This window comes from uncultured Anaerococcus sp. (assembly GCF_963512375.1).
Lineage (GTDB): Bacteria > Bacillota > Clostridia > Tissierellales > Peptoniphilaceae > Anaerococcus.
This window is the reverse complement of sequence record NZ_CAUPMI010000004.1, coordinates 84,339-102,108: the sequence shown is the minus strand read 5'-3', so window position 1 is coordinate 102,108 and position 17,770 is coordinate 84,339. Positions and strand designations below refer to the sequence as shown.

The following is a 17,770-nucleotide window of genomic DNA, read 5'->3' as shown; positions in this document are numbered from 1 at the left end:
GCTTATTTTTTATACAGTGGGGTATCTTTTAAAAAGAGGTAAGTATGAATTTAAAAGAAATATCTATATTTAAAAATTTAAGTGATGAGGAAATTAAAGAACTCACAAGTCAGACTGAAATAATAGAAAAATCCTATGACAAAGATGCCTATGTATTTAGGGTTGGCGATAAGTCGGGCGACTTGTTTTTCCTAAAAGAAGGGGCCCTTAGCGTTTATCAGATAGATTCAAATGGAAAGAGATATATCTTCCAAAAATTTGATAAGCCTGTCCTATTTGGAGAAGTCTATGCCTACTTAAATGAGCCTTTTGATTTTGATGCAGTCTGCGATAAGGACTCTAAAATTCTTATCATCAAGGACTTCAAAGGTCTATTTGACAGGTCAGACAATCAAAAATTCCTAAAATCCTATATAACCTTCTTATCCAAAAAATGCCTGGCCCTTTCTAAGAAAAACCAAATCACATCCCAAATGAGCCTACGCCAAAAGATTACCAAATATTTTCTAGAAATAGAAGAAGATGGCAAGATAAATCTAAATATGAATAGACAGGCCCTGGCAGATTTTCTTACTACCACCAGGCCATCTCTTTCAAGAGAGCTCTCAAAAATGGCAGATGATGGTCTAATAGAAATAAAGGGATCAAAAATTGCCATAAATAAGGAAAAACTGGCAGAAATTTTGTAAAAAGCTAGGCAAGAAGTCAAAAATATTATATAATAGTCCTATATTATTTTAAAAAGGATAGCTATGCAATATTTTTTTAGACACACGACAGACGGGGTCTTTGCCTTTAACATGACCTATGTAAGGCTGGGCCTAGTTCTATTTTTATTAATAATTTACAAACTCAAAGACAAAAAGAAGCTTTTAGAAGGCATGCTTATCACATCCCTGATCCTTCAAGGGATATTACTTAGCTGGTATGCCATGGATTTTGACCTCTTTATAGAAGAGGGCCTTCCCCTCTACCACTGCAGGCTAGCAGGGATAATGGTTGCGATTTCTTACTTTTTAAAAAAAGAAAAAATCCAAAGCTATTTTGCAGACCTGGCCCTAATTGGGACAAGCATCGCTTTTTCTATACCAGATCCATCCAAATTTGTCTGGCCCCATGTCACAAACCTAACCTATGTGACCAACCACTATGTCCTAATGGCTTGTGGCATGCTAATTTGCCTAAAAAACAAGCAAAGATTAAATTTTAAAGAGATTTTTCTAACGACAGCTGTAATAAATTCCATAATTTTAATCTTGGACCTAAGCCTTAAGGCAAACTACGGCTACCTAGTCAAGGTTCCAATAGCCTATTTTGATGGCACAAGCCCAATAATAATCACCCTAGCCATGACAGGCCTAATGAGCGGGGCGATTTATCTGGTGGAAATTATTAAAGAAAAAATAAGAAATAAAAAAGCAATAAAAAATTAAAAACCGACGCAAATTTTCATTTATTTTCTAAGCCAAAGCAGAAGATTTAGGGGTTTATAAAGATTTTTTTCAAACTAATAAGTAAGTTATAACCGACGTAAAACCGACGCAAAATTTTGCGTCGGTTTTTGTTTATTTTAGGGTATAATCTCATTAGGAGGATCTTATGAAAGAAAGTAAAACCTTAGAATTCAAAGAAAAAATTAGCAACAGTTTCTTAAAGACAGTATCAGCCTTTGCTAATTACAATACAGGCAAAATTATATTTGGTATTTCAGATGATGGAAAGATTGTTGGTATTGATAATATCAAGGATTCTATAATAAATATTGAAAATAAAATAAATGATTCTATCAATCCTAAGGTTGATTTCTCTATAGAAAGTGTTAAAAATACGATAGAACTAACCGTATATAGGGGCAATCATAGGCCTTATCTTTACAGAGGGATAGCCTATAAGAGAAATGACACAGCAAGTCTGCCCGTATATCAATTAGAACACAGAAGAATGGTCCTAGAAGCAAATAATCTTCATTATGACCAATTAGAAATCGAGGATACGGACCTTAATTTCTCCTACCTTAACAAAGCTTTCGAAAATAAATTAAAGCTTAAGACTCCTAATAAAGATATGCTTAAAACTCTAGGCTTACTCAGTTCTGATGGACGCTATAATGTTGCCGCAAGCTTACTTGCTGATAAAAATAGCTTTCCTGGAGTTGATATAATGAGGTTTGGTAAGACTATAAATGATATATTGTTTAGAAAAAGAATTGATGGATGCTCAATTTTAGAACTCTTATATGATAGTGAAGAAATCTTTAATAATTTTTATAAGATTGAAAAAATTTCAGGCATGATAAGAAAAGAAGATTATTTAATCCCTCTTGAGGCTTTTAGGGAGACACTAGCAAATGCCTTAGTCCACAGGGCTTGGGATATTAATTCTTATATAAGGATAGCCATGTATGAAGATAAGATAGAGATTTTCTCTCCTGGCGGTCTAAACTCAAATATTAATGAATATGAATATATAAATGGTTTTGTATCTTTCCCTACTAATCCAATCTTGGCTAATGTTTTTTTCAGACTTGGAATAATCGAAAATTTTGGAACAGGTATTAAAAGGATTAAAGAATCCTATAAAGATATTGCTAACAAGCCAATATTTAAAGTTACTGACAACAGCATTCTTACAATCCTACCTAATAAAAACTCAAGCAAAAACCTAACTACAGACGAAAAAATAGTTTATGATTCACTTGCAAACGGATTAGTCTTATCTAGAAATGAAATAGAAGATGCAACATCCTTTGCAAAAGATAAGGTTCTATCCTTGCTTGCAAGCTTAATTGATAAATATTATGTAGAAAAAATTGGATCAGGCAGAGGAACCAAATATAAGAGTTTATAAACCGACGCAAATTTTCATTTATTTTCTAAGTCAAAGCAGAAGATTTAGGGGTTTATAAAGATTTTTTCAAACTAATAAGTAAATTATAACCGACGTAAAACCGACGCAAAATTTTGCGTCGGTTTTTGTTTTTCTACTATGTCATTTTTAATAAAATATCATTCTCTTATTGCCTGAGATTAAGGTTCTTACTTGTCTTTCTGTAAAGATTGCGTAGTCGCCTTCCATGGTGTGTTTTAGGGTTGATAGGCCTACGCCAAATTCTAGGGCATCGTACATGTCATTGCCTTTTGAATAAGAATTGATAAGGCCAGCTGCAAAGGCATCTCCTCCGCCTATCCTATCTACTATATCAAAGGTGTAGGCCCTAGTTTTGATATATTCATCTCCACAATAGGCTCCTGCTGATAGGGCGTTTTTGGAGGCTGAAAATGAGGTTCTGATTGTAGATATAGCGTATTTTAGGTCATATTTCCTGTATAAGTCTATGAGCATATTTGATACACTTACATGGTCGAAGACTCCCTTAAAGGATGAGTGAAGGGTAGGAAGAACTCCTATTAGGATATCGACATCATCTAGGATTGACTTATAAAATTCTGCTGCCTGATCGAGCGGCCAAAGGTTTGACCTGTAGTTTAGGTCAAAGATTACCTCTACATCGTATTCTTTGGCTCTTTTTATGGCATATCTGGTAAGTTCTCTGCCCTCTTCTGATAGGGCTGCGGTTATGCCTGATAGGAAGAAAATCTTGGCATCTTCAAATATGTCTTTCCAATCAAATTCAAAGTATTTAGCCTGACTCATGGAGGAATTTTTCCTGTCGTAGATTACCTTGGATGGTCTTAGACCTATGCCATTTTCTGCATAGTAGATTCCTATCCTTTCTCCCCCTCTTGCAACATGGCTCATGTCGATGCCAAAGTCTCTGAGGCTATCTATAGCAGCATCTCCTATGAAATTGTCTGGAAGCCTTGTGATCATCTTCACCTTTTGGCCAAGATTGGCTAGGGCTATGGCTACATTGGCTTCGCTACCGCCGTAGGTGGTCATAAAATTTTCTGCTTGGATGAATCTTTCATGACCTGGTGGGGAGAGTCGTAGGATTAGTTCTCCCATGCAAACTATTTTATCTTTCATTTTTCCTCCCTTCGATATCGGGAGTTAAGGGCTATGCCCTTAACTATCCCATTTTTTTACTTTATCATTTAATGAATTGTTATTATTTACTATTTTTCTTCGTAACTATTTCATTTAATGTAATATTATTATTTACTGTTTCTCTTCGTAACTTTATCATTTAATAAATGATATTTTTTTACTATTGAATCTTCGTCTAAAGGGGAGGCCCAAGGGACCTTCCGCATGGTCCCTCATCGGCCTCCCCTTAAACCCCTCCCCGTTACACCCCACAAGCAGCTCCTTAGCGGAGGGCGAAAGGGGAAGATTTTTTTCAAAAATCTTCTTTGATATAGCGGATTACTTCGTATATGAGTAGGCTTGTTCTTAGTGATTTAATATCTTATTTATTATTTTTCTTTAGTCTACTTAATCTCACTCCCTATGTAGGCCTGGGCTTTGCCAGGCTTTTTTTAGTAGCTTAGGCCGTAGCCTAGTTTGTATTCGTTGCCTAGCTCGTCTTTGTAGGCGTAGGTTTCTTTCATGTATTTGTGTTTGTCGTAGCCTGGGACGTCGTTTGGAGATGCACAGATTCCATTTTCATCTACTGCTAGGACCGCTTCGTTTTTAGGGAAGGTGAATGGTAGTTTGCCTGTTGGGGCAAATTTGCCTATTAATACATCTACTTGGGCTGGGATGAAGGTTTCGAAGTTTGCTAGAAGAACGTCTGCATATTTTTCTGCATTTTCTAATAGCCATGGCATGGTTGAGTTGACTGATACTATTAATTTTGCTCCGTTTTTGTCTGCTAGCTTTCTATATTTTTCAAGCTTTCCTATATTTGCTACTGTTGTTTCTGTGTATTCTGAGCCGTCTAGGGCTTTGTTTGTTTTTTCTTCGCATAGGTCTAGTTCTAGAAGGCCTGGGGTTGCGCTAAAGTAGTTGCCTGATTTTGGTGTGATTTGAACAAAGATTGCTTGAGCTTCTTCTGGGCTTTCTACTAGGATGATGTCATCCCTATCTTTTAATTCTTTTAAAGCTTCATTTCTGTAGGTTTCTGCCTTGTCGGCTTCCTTGTGGAGGTAGTCGAAGTATAATTTTGTTTTTTCCTTTAGTGGAAGAGCATTTTCTTTATTTTTTAATAATACTACAGATCTTTGGTGGGCTGAGTAGGCCTTTTCTAGGTTTTTCTCATCTCTTACGATTTCTTTTGCCTTAGCTGGGTCTACGTAAGTTTTTTCATCAAAGAGTCCTAGGTCAAACATTTCCTTTAATAGTCTTACGTTTGCTTCTACTAGTCTTTCGTGGGAGATTTTACCTTCATCGTAGGCCTGGATTATCCAGTGGCTTTCGTTGGTGTCTGAGATTAAATCTACACCATTATTTACTGCATAGGCAGCACGGTCTTGTTTTTCAAGGTGCATTACTCCCCATGCCATGTTATCTAGGATACCTGAGTCTGAGTTGATGTAGCCTTTAAAGCCCATGTCTTCTCTTAGGATATTTTGGATGAAATATTCATTAAAGGCGAAGCCTACTGGCTCAAATGGAATCCTCTTGCCCTTGTAGTTTTGTACTGCTGATTTTTCGTGGGCTGGGATTGAGTAGTAAGGCATGATTGATGATACATTTTTATCTACTGCTGCCTTAAATGGTGGCATATGGTATTTTTCTAGAGAGCCTGGTGTCCTATAAACGTTAAATTTACCTTCTGCATAGTGAGGGTCAAAGCCGTTTTCTCTTGCTCCTCCACCTGGGAAGTGCTTCATGGTCATGGCTACTGATTCTTCGTTTAATTCTTCGCCTTGGAAAGCATCTAATAAGTCTTCGCCTGCTTTTGTGATTAATTCTACATCTTCACCGAAGGTTCCATAAAATCTTTGCCATCTAGGGTCTGTGGCTGTATCTAGCATGTACATATAGCCTTTTCTAAGGCCTGAATATTTCCATTCATCTCTTGCTATCTCGCCGAATTCTTTAAAGATTGAATAGTCATAGTCCCCATCTGGATGGTAATTTCTTGCCTTATCTCCAAGATATACTGCAGCAAGGCCTAGGGTTGATGGGTAGGTTGTAAATACTCCTACTGCATCGTTCATTCCGAAGGTTCTTTCAGCATTTTCGTTTCTTGAATTTGAAGCAATTATTACTGGGATTCCTAGGCGGCTTTCTTCTGCCACTTCATTTAGGGCATTGACCCATCTTGCTATGTCTTCTTCTGAGAAGTTTTCTCTTAGGATGAAGTGTCTAAGGCCCATTTCCTTGATGTGTTTGGTTGAACCGTGGTTTATTTGACCGATAAAGATGTTTTTATCTTCGTATACTTCTTCATCTAGGATGCCATCGTGGCTTGTTTTTGACTTATCTTCTTGGGCTAGACCCATTCTTTGGCTTTTTATTACCATGTTTCCAGCAAGCTCTTCTGCAGTCATCCTGTTTGCAAGATCTCTTGCCCTTGTTTCTGAATCTAATCTCCAATCTTCATATGGATCGAGAATACCATTGTCATTTAGGTCTTTAAATTTTAGGCCTTCTACTTCTAGGATTTGTTTACTTCTAGTTTCTAGTTTTGGTTGTCTTTTCATATGACTTCCTTTCTTGTTTATTTTTTGAAAAAAGACCCCCAGAAAGGGCTGGGCCCAATAGGAGGTCAATTTTTTTAATCTCTCTTTTCGCTTAGGTATTTATTATTCTTTTCAACTTCTTTTTTATTTAGTGGATATAAGAATAAGACTACTAGTCCGCCTAATAATAGAGCTATAGCTGGGATTAGGGTTGCGCTGTTGTAAATTCCTAAGTTTACTGCTGCTGTTTGTACTTCTGCTCCCTTTACATAACCAACTGCAGATAGGGCATAACCACCTAGACCACCTGCAAAAGCTTGGCCTAATTTTCTAGCAAAGGAGTAGATTGCATAGACTTTACCGTCATCTCTTACTCCATTTTTAATTTCTAGATCATCTATTACGTCTGTAATCATTGCCCAAGTTAGGGTGTTGAAGATTCCTAGGAAAACATAAGCTAAGGCTGTTCCTGCTAGGAATACATACATATTCTTTACCTTTACTAGGAAAAGTAATAGGTAGATAGCACCTGATGTTATAAGTCCTATGACTGTTGCTTCTTTTTTACCAATTTTTTGGCCAAGTTTCATTGCCATTGGCGCTGTAAATAACATTGGTACTGTTGTTACAAGGCCTGCTAATTGCATACCTGTTGAGTTTTCAAAATAGTTTCTATAAACATAAGCATTCATTGAACCGATTAATAGCATTCCTAAGAGGAGGCATATTGATACAACGATTACTGATAAGAGAGATCTCTTGTTGATTACATTGCCTATGCCTGCTAGTGGGTTTTCCTTTTTACCGCCAGATTCTCTAGCTATGTCCACTCTTTCTGTTACGAACTTATAGCATAGGAAATATGCTAATACTGCTATGACTCCGTAAAGTCCTGCTACTAGTGGGAACCTATCTGCAAGGAGCATGTCTGGTTGGCCAGCTACTTTTTTATAGATTAGGTAAGGTGTTACAAAGCCTATTATAAGACCAGCTATGGTTGCACCAAGAGTTCTAAATGTTGAAAGTTCTGTTCTTTGGTCAGCATCTGGTGTGATGGCTGATGCCATTGAGCCATAAGGAATGTTGATAAAGGTGTAGCAGAATGAACCCCATAATAGGTAGGTTGCATACATTACTATTAATTTTGTGCCATAAGGAAGGTCTTTAAGTCCTGATTGGAAAAGCAAGAAGCCTGCTACTGATACTGGTATGGCTCCCCATTTAATAAATGGTCTAAATTTACCGTCCTTATTGCCGGCAAACCTATCTACGATTGTTCCCATGCCTACGTCTGTGAAGGCATCTACTATCCTTGCTACTACGAAAAGGGTACCAACTGTGGCTGGTTCTATACCCCATACGTCTGTATAAAATAACATAAGAAAGGATGATACTAAAGTAAAGGTAAAGTTATTACCGATATCACCGGCTGCATAGCCTATCTTATCCTTAATGCCAAAAGGCTTTATATTTTTATTCATAATATCCCCTCTTTTTTATAAGTTCGCTTTAATAATTTCTGCTTGGTCTTGGCATAGCAAGCAAAGCTCTTGGGCCTTGAATATATGCTCTTGGGTCATGGCGTTTTCTGTGCCATTTAGAGAATCTAGAATCATTTCCCCGAAGAATGGGAAGCCTGCTTTGCCATTGGCTCTTATGTGCTCTTCACCATTTTCATCTACTACAAATACATGGTCACCTGTGGCTTCTTCGCCTACATTTGTGTATTTTCTAACTTCTATATAACCCTTTGTGCCTGTGATGAAGGTCCTGCCATCTCCCCAAGTTGAAAGGCCTTTTGGGCTAAACCAGTGGACCTTGTAGAAGAAGGTTGCTCCATTTTCACCTACTAGGGTCGCATCGCCGTAGTCTTCTAGCTCTGGTGTATCAGGATTATTATAATTTGCTACCTTGGCTGAGATGACCTTTGCATCTTCGTTGCCAGTGTAATATAAAAATTGTTCGATTTGGTGGCTTCCTATGTCTGCTAGGATTCCGCCGTACTCTTCTTTTTTGAAGAACCAATCTGGACGGCTTTCCTTATTTAGGCTGTGTGGGCCAAAGCCTGTTACCTGGAGGACTTTTCCAATCCTTCCTTCTTTGATTAATTCTCCTGCAAGGATTGCTCCTTCTACGTGGAGTCTTTCTGAGAAGTAGACAAAGTATCTCTTGCCTGTTTCTTCATATACTTTTTTAGTTTCTGCTAGTTGGTCTAGGCTTGTAAAACCGGTCTTGTCTGTGAAATAATCCTTGCCTGCCCTCATGACTTTATTACCTAGGGCACTCCTTAGATTTGGTATGGCCGCTGCTGCTACCATATTTATTTCTGGGTCTTCTAGGATTATATCAAGTGAGTCAACTGGCTTAGCTTCTGGAAATTTTTCTCTAAATTCTTCGATTTTTTTAGGGTCTTTGTCATAGACATAAACTATATTTGCTCCAGCTTCTTTAAGGCCATTGCACATGCCATAGATGTGGCCATGGTCTAAGGCAGCTACTGCTACCTTAAACTTGCCATCTTCTACTACCCTATTAGCCTTGCCGACTGGGGCGTAGTTCATGCCGTCTTTTTTATTTACTGCCATTAGAATAGGTCTCCATAGCCATTTGCTACTAGCCAGTCATAAGAGATTTTTAGTTCCTTAAATGGATCTCTGCCATAGGATGAGTCTTGTTCTACTAAAAGATATCTACAACCTGATGCTATTGCTTGGTCTGCACATTCTTTAAGTGGAAGTGATCCTTGGCCTAGTGGGGCAAATCTTACCCTGTTGTCAAAGGCAAGTCTGAAGGCTTCCATGTCTGTCCTTAATAAGTCTACATCTTCCATGGTTAGTGGCATTACTTCATAGTCTTTTAGGTGGACTAGTTCTACCTTGCCTGCGTATTTCTTTAGGATATTTACAGGATTTTCTCCACCTCTTTGTACCCAGTGAACATCTAGCTCAAAGCCTAGCTCTGGAGCATTTTCTGCTATGATATCTAGGAGATATTTGCCGTCATATCTTACAAATTCTACATGGTGGTTGTGGTAGTAAAGCTTGATTCCTTCTTCTTTTAATTTAAGGGCAAAGTCGTTGGCTTTTTTGGCAAATTCGATTGCTTTTTCTAGGCTTGCCATCTTATCAAATGGAAGCATGCCTATTCTTAGTAGGTCTGTGCCTACTGCCTTACAATCTGCTACGATTTTGTCAAAGTCATTGTCTAAAGATTCTTGGCCAGGAAACATTGACTCTACTGCTGCTGACATTGAAGCTACTTCCATGTCAAAGTCCTTGCAGGCTCTTATTATTTGGTCAATATTTTCCTTGCTTGTTTCAACTTGTGATACCTCTACTGATTTGTAGCCGATTTCGTTAAGTTTTTTGAAGGTTTCGTAAGGTCCAATTTCCTTGAATGCATCAACTACTGTTGACGCTTGTACTCCGATTTTAGTCATTTACTATGTCCTCTTTCTTTATTTCCTTGCCAGTTTCTGATGAATCTATCATTGCTTGGATGATTTGCATGGTTTCCATAGCATCGGCTAGGTCGCAATAATCATCTGTGTCATTTATGATTGCCTCATAAAATTTGTTGATTAGCTTTTCATGACCTGCCCCGTAGTAGTCCTTGGTTTGGTCTGATTTATCATCTTCTGCTAGCAAATTTAAGTTTCTGTCAAATAGTCTGTTTTCTTTGATAGTGTATTTTTGCTTTTGTGATATTACTTGAAGCTCTATTGAATCTGTAATTGAGTAGGCGTTTGTTGCTATAAATAAGCCGTTTACCCCGTCTTCGTATTTGATAAAGGCACTTGCTGTATCTTCTACTTCGATATCCTTATTCATCAACTTCGATAAGGTGGCTGTTAGGCTTTTCCAATCCTTGCCTGTCACATAGGACATGAGGTCTAGGGTGTGGATGGCTTGGTTGATTATTACCCCAGCTCCAGCTTCCTTTTTTGTGCCTCTCCATGGGGCCTGCTTATAATAAGCCATGTCTCTAAACCAGGTAACTAAGCCTTTTACTGCAAATACTTCTTCTTTGTTTTTTTCAAGTTCTTCTTTTAGTTTTACCACTGTGTTGTTGTAGCGGTTTTGAAAGCAGATACCAAGTTTTTGCTTGCCCTTGTATTTCATATAGTGATCATAGAGGTCTTTTGTTTCTTTATAGCCAATATCTACCGGCTTTTCGCAAAATACGTGAAGGCCTTTATCTAGGGCATATTTAGAAACCTGCGCGTGGAGATAGTGAGGAAGGCAGATGTGAACTACATCCAAATCTTCCTTATCTATCATTTCCTTATAATCGCTATAGATTGGTGTGATGTCACAATGAGTGGCATCACACTTTTTTTTGGCAAGGTCTGTATCTATATCACAAACCGCTGCAAGTCTTGCGTGTGGCGATTGATTTATTGAGTGTAGGTGGATGGGAGATACTGTCCCTAGTCCAATTACTCCAACTTTTAGCATAGTCTTACTTTCTTTCTTCGAATTTTCCTTCTTCTCTAATTTTTTCGTTTAAAAGCTCTAGGTACTTATCATCGTCAAAGTCTTTTACGCTTACAGGCTCGCCTAACCAGCTTGATAGGTGAACTGCATTTGCTAGTCTTACGCCGTTGATTCCTTCTGCTCCATTTGCTAGAAGCTCTTCACCGTCTAGGATGTGAGCCGCAAAGTTTCTCATTACTTCACAGTGTTGGCCGCCCCAAACTGAGTTTTCTTCGATTACTTCTACATCATAGAGGTCATCAAATTTCATTTGACCTGCAAAGAGCATTCTTACATCTTCTATAGTCATTCTTGCGTTTAGGTCATTTTCTGTTTCTTTTAGTCTGTAGATTGTAGCCTTTTTAGAGTCATCTACTACGATTTTTCCGCCGTCACATACGATTTCTAGTCTGTCTGTGCCGATGATTTCGTTGGTGTTTGTTACAAATACGCCTGTTCTTCCATCATCATATTCCATTATGAAGTGTACTTGGTCATCTACTACTATGTCTCTTTGGTAGCCGTAGTGTACGCTTGAGTATACCCTGTCTGGTGCACCTGTCATCCATTGGATTAGGTCTAATTGGTGTGGTGCTTGGTTTACAAGGACTCCACCACCTTCGCCACCCCAGGTTGCTCTCCATTCAGATTGTTTGTAATAAGCATCTGGTCTCCACCAGGTTGTGATGATCCAGTTTGTTCTTCTGATTGGGCCTAGTTCTCCAGAATCTAGAATTTCCTTTAATTTTCTGTAAAGTGGATTTGTTCTTTGGTTGAAAAATAGAGCATAAGCCTTGTCAGATTTCTTAGCTACTTCGTTTAGTTCTTTTACTTGTTTGGTATAAACGCCTGCTGGTTTTTCATTTAGGACATTTACTCCATGCTCTAGGCCATAGATTGCCATTTCTGGGTGAAGATAGTGAGGTACGCAGGTTACGATTCCTTCTACAAGTCCTGAATCTATCATTTCTCTATAGTCTTCAAACATTGCTGCTTCTGGGAAAAGCTCCTTAGCTTTTTCAAGTTTTTCTTTGTCTATATCACATACTGCTGTTACTTCTACATTTGGTACCATATCTTTTGAGATGAAGTTACCATACATTGAACCTTCTGTACCAAAACCAATGATTCCGAATTTTAATTTTCTATCTGCCATTTATTTCTCCTTTTTTTCTTTAATGATAAGTAATATATGCCAATCGTTTTTATCTTACGAAAGCGTTTGCCAATATTTTGTAAAGATAGGGAGGGGACTGCCCTCCCTAAGTTTGCCTATTATCTGATAAAATCCAAATCTTATCTTTTTTAGATTTTATCTTATTCCGAGGGAAGATCCCTCATTTCCTTTTTATCTTATCTTTGAACTCTTCCTGATGTGTCTCCACCTACAAGTACTTCTACTTCTTCTCTAGACATGTGGTTGTAGTCGCCTTTGATTGTGTGTTTTAGAGCTGATGCTGCTACACCAAAGTCAAGGGCATCTGCTGGAGTTTTGCCATCTAGTAGGCCTGTGATTAGTCCTGCTGCAAAGCTATCGCCGCCGCCTACTCTGTCTACGATTCTTACATCGTATTGTGGAGCTTGGTGGAAGTCTTTGCCATCATAGATTAGGGCTGACCAGCCGTTATCAGATGCTGAGTATGATTCTCTTAAGCTTGATGCGATCATTTCAAAGCCGAATTCTTCTTTCATTTGTTTGAAGATTTCGTGATATGCCTCTACATCTAGCTTACCGCTTGTTACATCTAGTCCCTTTGGTGTAAAGCCTAGTGATAGGGATGCGTCTTCTTCGTTTCCTATACATACGTCTACATATTGCATTAAATCTCTCATTACCTTTTGAGCTTCTTCTGGTGTCCATAGTTTAGCCCTGTAGTTAAGGTCGATTGATACCTTTGCACCTGCAGCCTTAGCAGCCTTCATTGCTTCTTTTGTGATTTCTGCACCTTCTTTTGAAATTGCTGGTGTGATTCCTGATGTGTGGAACCATTTAGCATCTTTAAAGATTTCCTTAAAGTCAAATTCGCTTGCCTTTGCTTCAGCTATTGCAGAGTTGCTTCTGTCATAGATTACCTTTGATGGTCTTGATGAAGCACCTGTTTCTGAGTAGTAGATACCAACTCTGTCCCCGCCTCTTACGATGTAGTTTGTGTTTACGCCGTATCTTCTGAGGGAGTTTACTGCTGCTTGTCCGATTTCGTGTGTTGGAAGTTTTGTTACAAAGTATGCATCAAAACCATAGTTTGCTAGTGAAACTGCTACGTTTGCTTCTCCACCACCATAGATAGCATCAAAGCTATTTGCTTGTACAAATCTCTCATATCCTGGTGTTGAAAGTCTTAGCATTATCTCGCCAAGTGTTACTACTTTTTTACTCATTATTTTCTTACCTCCGCAATTTTTTCTAAATATTCTCTTGATTTTTGTGCTATTTCTTCTCTGCTGCCCTTAACTAGGTTTGATCCTGCTCCTACTGCTACTACGCCTGCATCAAACCAGTCTTTGATGTTTTCAAGGCTTACACCGCCTGTTGGCATGATTTGGAAGTGTGGGTATGGGCCGTGGATTGCTTTTACATATGATGGTCCTGGAAGTGATCCTGGGAATAGTTTGATGATGTCTACTCCGTATTTATATGCTTCAAGCATTTCTGCTGGTGTTACGCATCCTGGCATGTAAGGGATGTTGTAGATGTTACACATTTTTGCAACTTCTTTGTCAAAGGATGGAGAAACTATAAATTTAGCTCCGTTCATTATTGCTAGTCTTGCTGTTGTTGGATCTAGAACTGTACCTGCTCCAAGTAATGTATCAGCTGGAAGTTCCTTTTGGATTCTTTGGAATACTTCTATAGCATTTGGAATTGTAAAGGTTACTTCAAGTGTGTTGATTCCACCATCTAAAAGTCCCTTACAAAACTCTATTGCTTGGTCTGCTGATTCTGCTCTTACTACTGGAACTATTCCTAGTTCTAGAACTCTTGAAATTGTTTGAATTTTACTCATATATACTCCTTTATTTTTATTTTCTAAAGGCTTTTGTCTTTTTTCCTGGCAAAGGCCCTTGCCTTTTTATAAGTCTATTTTTATAAATTTGATTGCGTTGTTATAGCAAATATCTTCTATCATCTTGCCTAAAAATTCTTCATCGGCTGGATATTCACCACGCTCTACTAGGCCACCTACAAAGTCACATAGGATGCGTCTAAAGTATTCGTGTCTTGGATATGATAGGAAGGACCTTGAGTCTGTAAGCATGCCTACAAAGTTTGCAAGAACTCCTACTGATGAGAAGACTTTCATTTGCTCAATCATGCCTTCTTTGTGGTCTAGATGCCACCAAGCTGTACCAAGTTGGACATCTTGCATGCCATTGTCATTGGCCCTGTTGAAGGATCCGCCAACTGTTGCTATTGGGTAGTTGTCCTTTGGATTTAGTGGGAAGACCAAGAGTCTTGGTAGGCCGTCATTTTCTTCAAAGGCTGAAAGAAGATTTGCATAATTTTCTGCATAAGCTAGGTCGTTTTGTGCATCTCCACCCACATCTGCTCCAAGCTTATCAAATAACACTTTAGAGTTATTTCTGATAACGCCTACGTGGATTTCCATTGCCCAGTCAAGTTTTTTGTATTCTTTTGCTAGGAAAATAGCCATTTCTGTCTTGTATTTTTCTTCGCATTCAGGGCAAACATTCTTTCCAGAAAGTTTCTTTTCTACTATCTCATTAAGCTCTTCTTCGCTTGCTCTCTTGTAAGGAATAAAGGCAAAGGCTTGGTCTGAAGCCATACAGCCTAGTTCTTTAAAATATTCCATCCTATTTACAAGGGCTTTTTTGATGTCTGTGTAGTTTTTAATTTCAATACCTGATACATCAGAAAGTTTCTTGATATAATCTGCAAAGCCTTCTTTTTCTATATAAAGAGCATTGTCTGGTCTATAAGCAGGTATTACCTTTACCTTAAAGCTTTCATCTTCTGCTAAAAGTTTGTGATATTTGAGCTCTTCTGCTGGATCATTTGTTGTACAAACTGCGGCTACATTGCTCATCTCTATTAGGCCTCTTGGTCTATATTCATCTTTGGCAAGAAGCTCATTACACTTATCAAATACCTCTCTTGCATTATCCTTATTTAGTGGATAGTCTATGCCGAAGTAGTTTTTAAGCTCTAGGTGGGTCCAGTGGTAGATTGGGTTACCTATTAGCTTTGGCATGATTTCTGCATATTTTTCAAATTTTGCAAAATCATCTGCATCGCCTGTGATGTATTTTTCATCAATACCATTGGCTCTCATTACTCTCCACTTGTAGTGGTCTCCACCAAGCCAAGCGTAAGTAATTGATGGAAGGTTTTTGTTTTCATAAATTTCCTGAGCCTCTAGGTGGCAGTGGAAGTCGAATATTGGCATATCTTTGGCATATTTATGATAAAGATTTTGGCCAAATTCATTTTGAATCATAAAATTATCATCTAAAAATTTCTTCATAAGACCTCGCTTTCTTATATTTTTACATTCAAAGTCCTAGGCCAAGGGCCTAGTTACTTTGCTTTATCTATCTTTTTTATCTAAGGCTTCCCATAGACCGTTTAGGTAAGCAACACCAAGGGCTCTATCATATAAGCCGTAGCCTGCTCTACCCTCTTCACCCCAGATCATTCTGCCGTGGTCTGGTCTTAGGTAGCCGTCAAAGCCATTGTCATGAAGGGCTTTCATTATTTCATACATATCTAGAGAACCGCACTTAGAAAGGTGAGCTGATTCGTAGAATTGTTTTTCGCCAGTAAATTTGATGTTTCTAGCGTGGATTGCCCCAACTTTTCCTCTCTTGGTAAAGTCAGCAATTATTTCAGCAACATTATTTTCTACTCTAGATCCTAGGGAACCTGTACAGATACAAAGTGTATTTGATGGGCTATCTACTAGGTTTACGATTTTTTCTAGATCTTCTGGAGTAGATGTGATTCTTGGAATATCAAAGATTGGCCAAGCTGGATCATCTGGGTGAACAGCCATCTTGATGCCTACTTCTTCACATGTTGGGATGATTCCTTCAAGGAAATATTTGTAGTTTTCTCTTAGTTTATCTTCGTCGATGTCCTTATATTTATCTAAAACTTCCTCTAATTGGGCAAGTCTTTCTGGTTCCCAACCAGGAAGCTCGAAGTTTCCAGCTCCATCAAGGATTTCATTAACCATATCACGTGGGCTTAGGCCTTCTACCTTGGCTTGGTCAAAAGCTAGGGTATTTGATCCATCTGGAAGAACCTTGTAAAGCTCTGTCTTAACCCAGTCAAATACTGGCATGAAGTTGTAAATTACTGTCTTAACTCCACAAGCAGCGACATTTCTTAGGGACTGTTTGTAATTTTCGATATACTTATCACGACTTGGAAGACCCATCTTGATATCTTCGTGAACGTTGATAGACTCGATAATCTCACATTCAAGCCCTACTGCATGGCATTTGTCAACATATTCCTGGAAGACATCCTTCTCCCAAACTTCTCCTGCTTCCCATTCATTCATCATCACCATAACCCCAGTAACGCCTGGAATTTGAGCGATATACTCTAATGATATAGGATCATCGTTACCATAGTGTCTAAATGTCATTTTCATAGGTGTTCTCCTCCTTTAACCTAAGCACAATTTATAATAAAAGTCCTAAGACTTAAATATAACAAAATCAAATAGTCGTCTCTTTTTCAACAAGTTTAGCCTTTAAAACAATATTAGTATTGGCTGAATCATCATTTCCTAAAAGCTTCATCAAATTATCTACTGCAAAATTAACCTGGTCGCTAATCCTTTGGTCAACAGAAGTAATAGCTTGGTTAGTGTAATTAGTCGCCTGGATATTATCAAAACCGATAAGGGCCAAATCTTCAGGAATCTTAAAACCTTCCTTAGCCAGATGCTTATAAGCCACAACTGCCAGGCTATCAAGCTCAAATTGGATAGCATCAAAAGTAGGGTTTTCCTTAAGGAAAATAATTAGCTTATCAAAATCCTTATCAAAGTTTCTAATCTTAAACTCATGGAAATCAATAGATCCATAATACTTACCAAGGGCTTCCATAAAACCAGCCTTCTTAGCTAGATACGACCTAGAAGTAAAGCCAGTATCAAGGGATACATAAAGAATCTTCTTACAAGAAGTCCTATGTAAAAGCCCCACAGTCTTATCCATAGCATCAGCTTCGTCAATATAGACATTGACAATAGAATCAACCCTATCCCTACTAACAACATTCAATAAAGCTGTCGGAATATCGTTGGATAATTCAGAAAGTTCCTTATAAAACTTATCTTCTTCGTAGGTAGAACCGACTCCGATAATAGCCTCAACCTGATTTTCAATCAAAACATCAAGGTAGGCAAGCTTTCTACTAAGCTCATCAGTCGTCACACATAAAATCGTAGTGTAACCCTTATCAGTCAAAATCTTTTCCAGTTCATAGGCTGATTGTGATTCAAAATAGCCCCTGATATCAGGCACCATAATCCCAATCAGCTGGGTAGATTTCTTGGCAAGGGATCTTGCAACCCTATTAGGTTTATAGCCAGATTCCTTGATAATCTCCTCAATAATCCTCCTAGCCTTATCACTTACATTTGCCGAATTATTAATCACCCTAGAAACTGTAGCAGTAGAATAACCTGATTTTTCAGCAATATCGTAAATATCCATTATTCCCTCTTTCAAAAATTCTTGCATCTTGAAAATAAAATGTAACCGCTTACAGGTATCCTCAATTAAAAGTAT

Annotated in this window: 15 protein-coding genes; 3 read left to right on the top strand and 12 right to left on the bottom strand. The window is 38.2% G+C overall.

Translation table 11 applies throughout. The features are described from left to right. Window positions 1-44 precede the first annotated feature (44 nt). The 3 genes from RRB46_RS03110 to RRB46_RS03100 all read left to right on the top strand — a co-directional run bounded on the left by RRB46_RS03110 (window position 45) and on the right by RRB46_RS03100 (window position 2,847). Window positions 45-689 (top strand): Crp/Fnr family transcriptional regulator, encoded by a 645-nt coding sequence (locus RRB46_RS03110; protein WP_297689741.1) that lies wholly within the window; start codon window positions 45-47, stop codon window positions 687-689. A 63-nt stretch (window positions 690-752) separates the two neighbouring features. After that, the gene (locus RRB46_RS03105; RefSeq protein ID WP_311537446.1) at window positions 753-1,433 is read left to right on the top strand and encodes a YwaF family protein; all 681 of its coding nucleotides are present in this window, start codon (window positions 753-755) and stop codon (window positions 1,431-1,433) included. A 166-nt stretch (window positions 1,434-1,599) separates the two neighbouring features. After that, window positions 1,600-2,847: an RNA-binding domain-containing protein gene (locus tag RRB46_RS03100; protein WP_311537445.1), complete on the top strand. Its 1,248-nt coding sequence runs from the start codon at window positions 1,600-1,602 to the stop codon at window positions 2,845-2,847. A gap of 147 nt (window positions 2,848-2,994) precedes the next feature. On the opposite strand, the gene RRB46_RS03095 is transcribed toward RRB46_RS03100, so the two are convergent. From RRB46_RS03095 to RRB46_RS03040, 12 genes are all read right to left on the bottom strand, one after another. Further along, window positions 2,995-3,987: a sugar kinase gene (locus RRB46_RS03095; RefSeq protein ID WP_311537444.1), complete on the bottom strand. Its 993-nt coding sequence runs from the start codon at window positions 3,985-3,987 to the stop codon at window positions 2,995-2,997. A 452-nt stretch (window positions 3,988-4,439) separates the two neighbouring features. Further along, window positions 4,440-6,551 (bottom strand): glycoside hydrolase family 3 N-terminal domain-containing protein, encoded by a 2,112-nt coding sequence (locus tag RRB46_RS03090; RefSeq protein ID WP_311537443.1) that lies wholly within the window; start codon window positions 6,549-6,551, stop codon window positions 4,440-4,442. Window positions 6,552-6,625: 74 nt separating this feature from the next. After that, entirely contained in the window at window positions 6,626-8,011 is a 1,386-nt protein-coding gene (locus tag RRB46_RS03085; RefSeq protein WP_296126862.1) for an MFS transporter, read from the bottom strand. Between the two features lie 15 nt (window positions 8,012-8,026). Then, window positions 8,027-9,115: a Gfo/Idh/MocA family oxidoreductase gene (locus RRB46_RS03080; RefSeq protein WP_311537442.1), complete on the bottom strand. Its 1,089-nt coding sequence runs from the start codon at window positions 9,113-9,115 to the stop codon at window positions 8,027-8,029. After that, window positions 9,115-9,969: a sugar phosphate isomerase/epimerase gene (locus tag RRB46_RS03075; RefSeq protein WP_311537441.1), complete on the bottom strand. Its 855-nt coding sequence runs from the start codon at window positions 9,967-9,969 to the stop codon at window positions 9,115-9,117. The genes RRB46_RS03080 and RRB46_RS03075 overlap by 1 nt, the downstream gene beginning before the upstream one ends. Continuing rightward, window positions 9,962-10,987: a Gfo/Idh/MocA family oxidoreductase gene (locus tag RRB46_RS03070; RefSeq protein WP_311537440.1), complete on the bottom strand. Its 1,026-nt coding sequence runs from the start codon at window positions 10,985-10,987 to the stop codon at window positions 9,962-9,964. Before RRB46_RS03070 ends, RRB46_RS03075 begins: the two co-directional genes overlap by 8 nt. A gap of 4 nt (window positions 10,988-10,991) precedes the next feature. Next, window positions 10,992-12,161 (bottom strand): Gfo/Idh/MocA family protein, encoded by a 1,170-nt coding sequence (locus tag RRB46_RS03065; RefSeq protein WP_296126870.1) that lies wholly within the window; start codon window positions 12,159-12,161, stop codon window positions 10,992-10,994. A 197-nt stretch (window positions 12,162-12,358) separates the two neighbouring features. Next, window positions 12,359-13,384 carry a sugar kinase gene (locus RRB46_RS03060; RefSeq protein WP_296126872.1) on the bottom strand — a complete coding sequence of 342 codons (1,026 nt, stop codon included), beginning with the start codon at window positions 13,382-13,384 and terminating at the stop codon, window positions 12,359-12,361. Further along, the gene (locus tag RRB46_RS03055) at window positions 13,384-14,010 is read right to left on the bottom strand and encodes a bifunctional 2-keto-4-hydroxyglutarate aldolase/2-keto-3-deoxy-6-phosphogluconate aldolase (protein ID WP_311537439.1); all 627 of its coding nucleotides are present in this window, start codon (window positions 14,008-14,010) and stop codon (window positions 13,384-13,386) included. The genes RRB46_RS03060 and RRB46_RS03055 overlap by 1 nt, the downstream gene beginning before the upstream one ends. A 66-nt stretch (window positions 14,011-14,076) precedes the next feature. Further along, on the bottom strand, window positions 14,077-15,489 hold the full coding sequence (gene uxaC / locus RRB46_RS03050; protein ID WP_311537438.1) for a glucuronate isomerase: 1,413 nt from the start codon (window positions 15,487-15,489) through the stop codon (window positions 14,077-14,079). Between the two features lie 63 nt (window positions 15,490-15,552). After that, window positions 15,553-16,623, bottom strand: a complete 1,071-nt coding sequence (uxuA, locus tag RRB46_RS03045) for a mannonate dehydratase (protein ID WP_106461470.1) — start codon at window positions 16,621-16,623, stop codon at window positions 15,553-15,555. A gap of 67 nt (window positions 16,624-16,690) precedes the next feature. Then, complete coding sequence (locus RRB46_RS03040; protein WP_311537437.1) at window positions 16,691-17,695, bottom strand: LacI family DNA-binding transcriptional regulator; 1,005 nt, start codon at window positions 17,693-17,695, stop codon at window positions 16,691-16,693. Window positions 17,696-17,770: the final 75 nt, after the last annotated feature.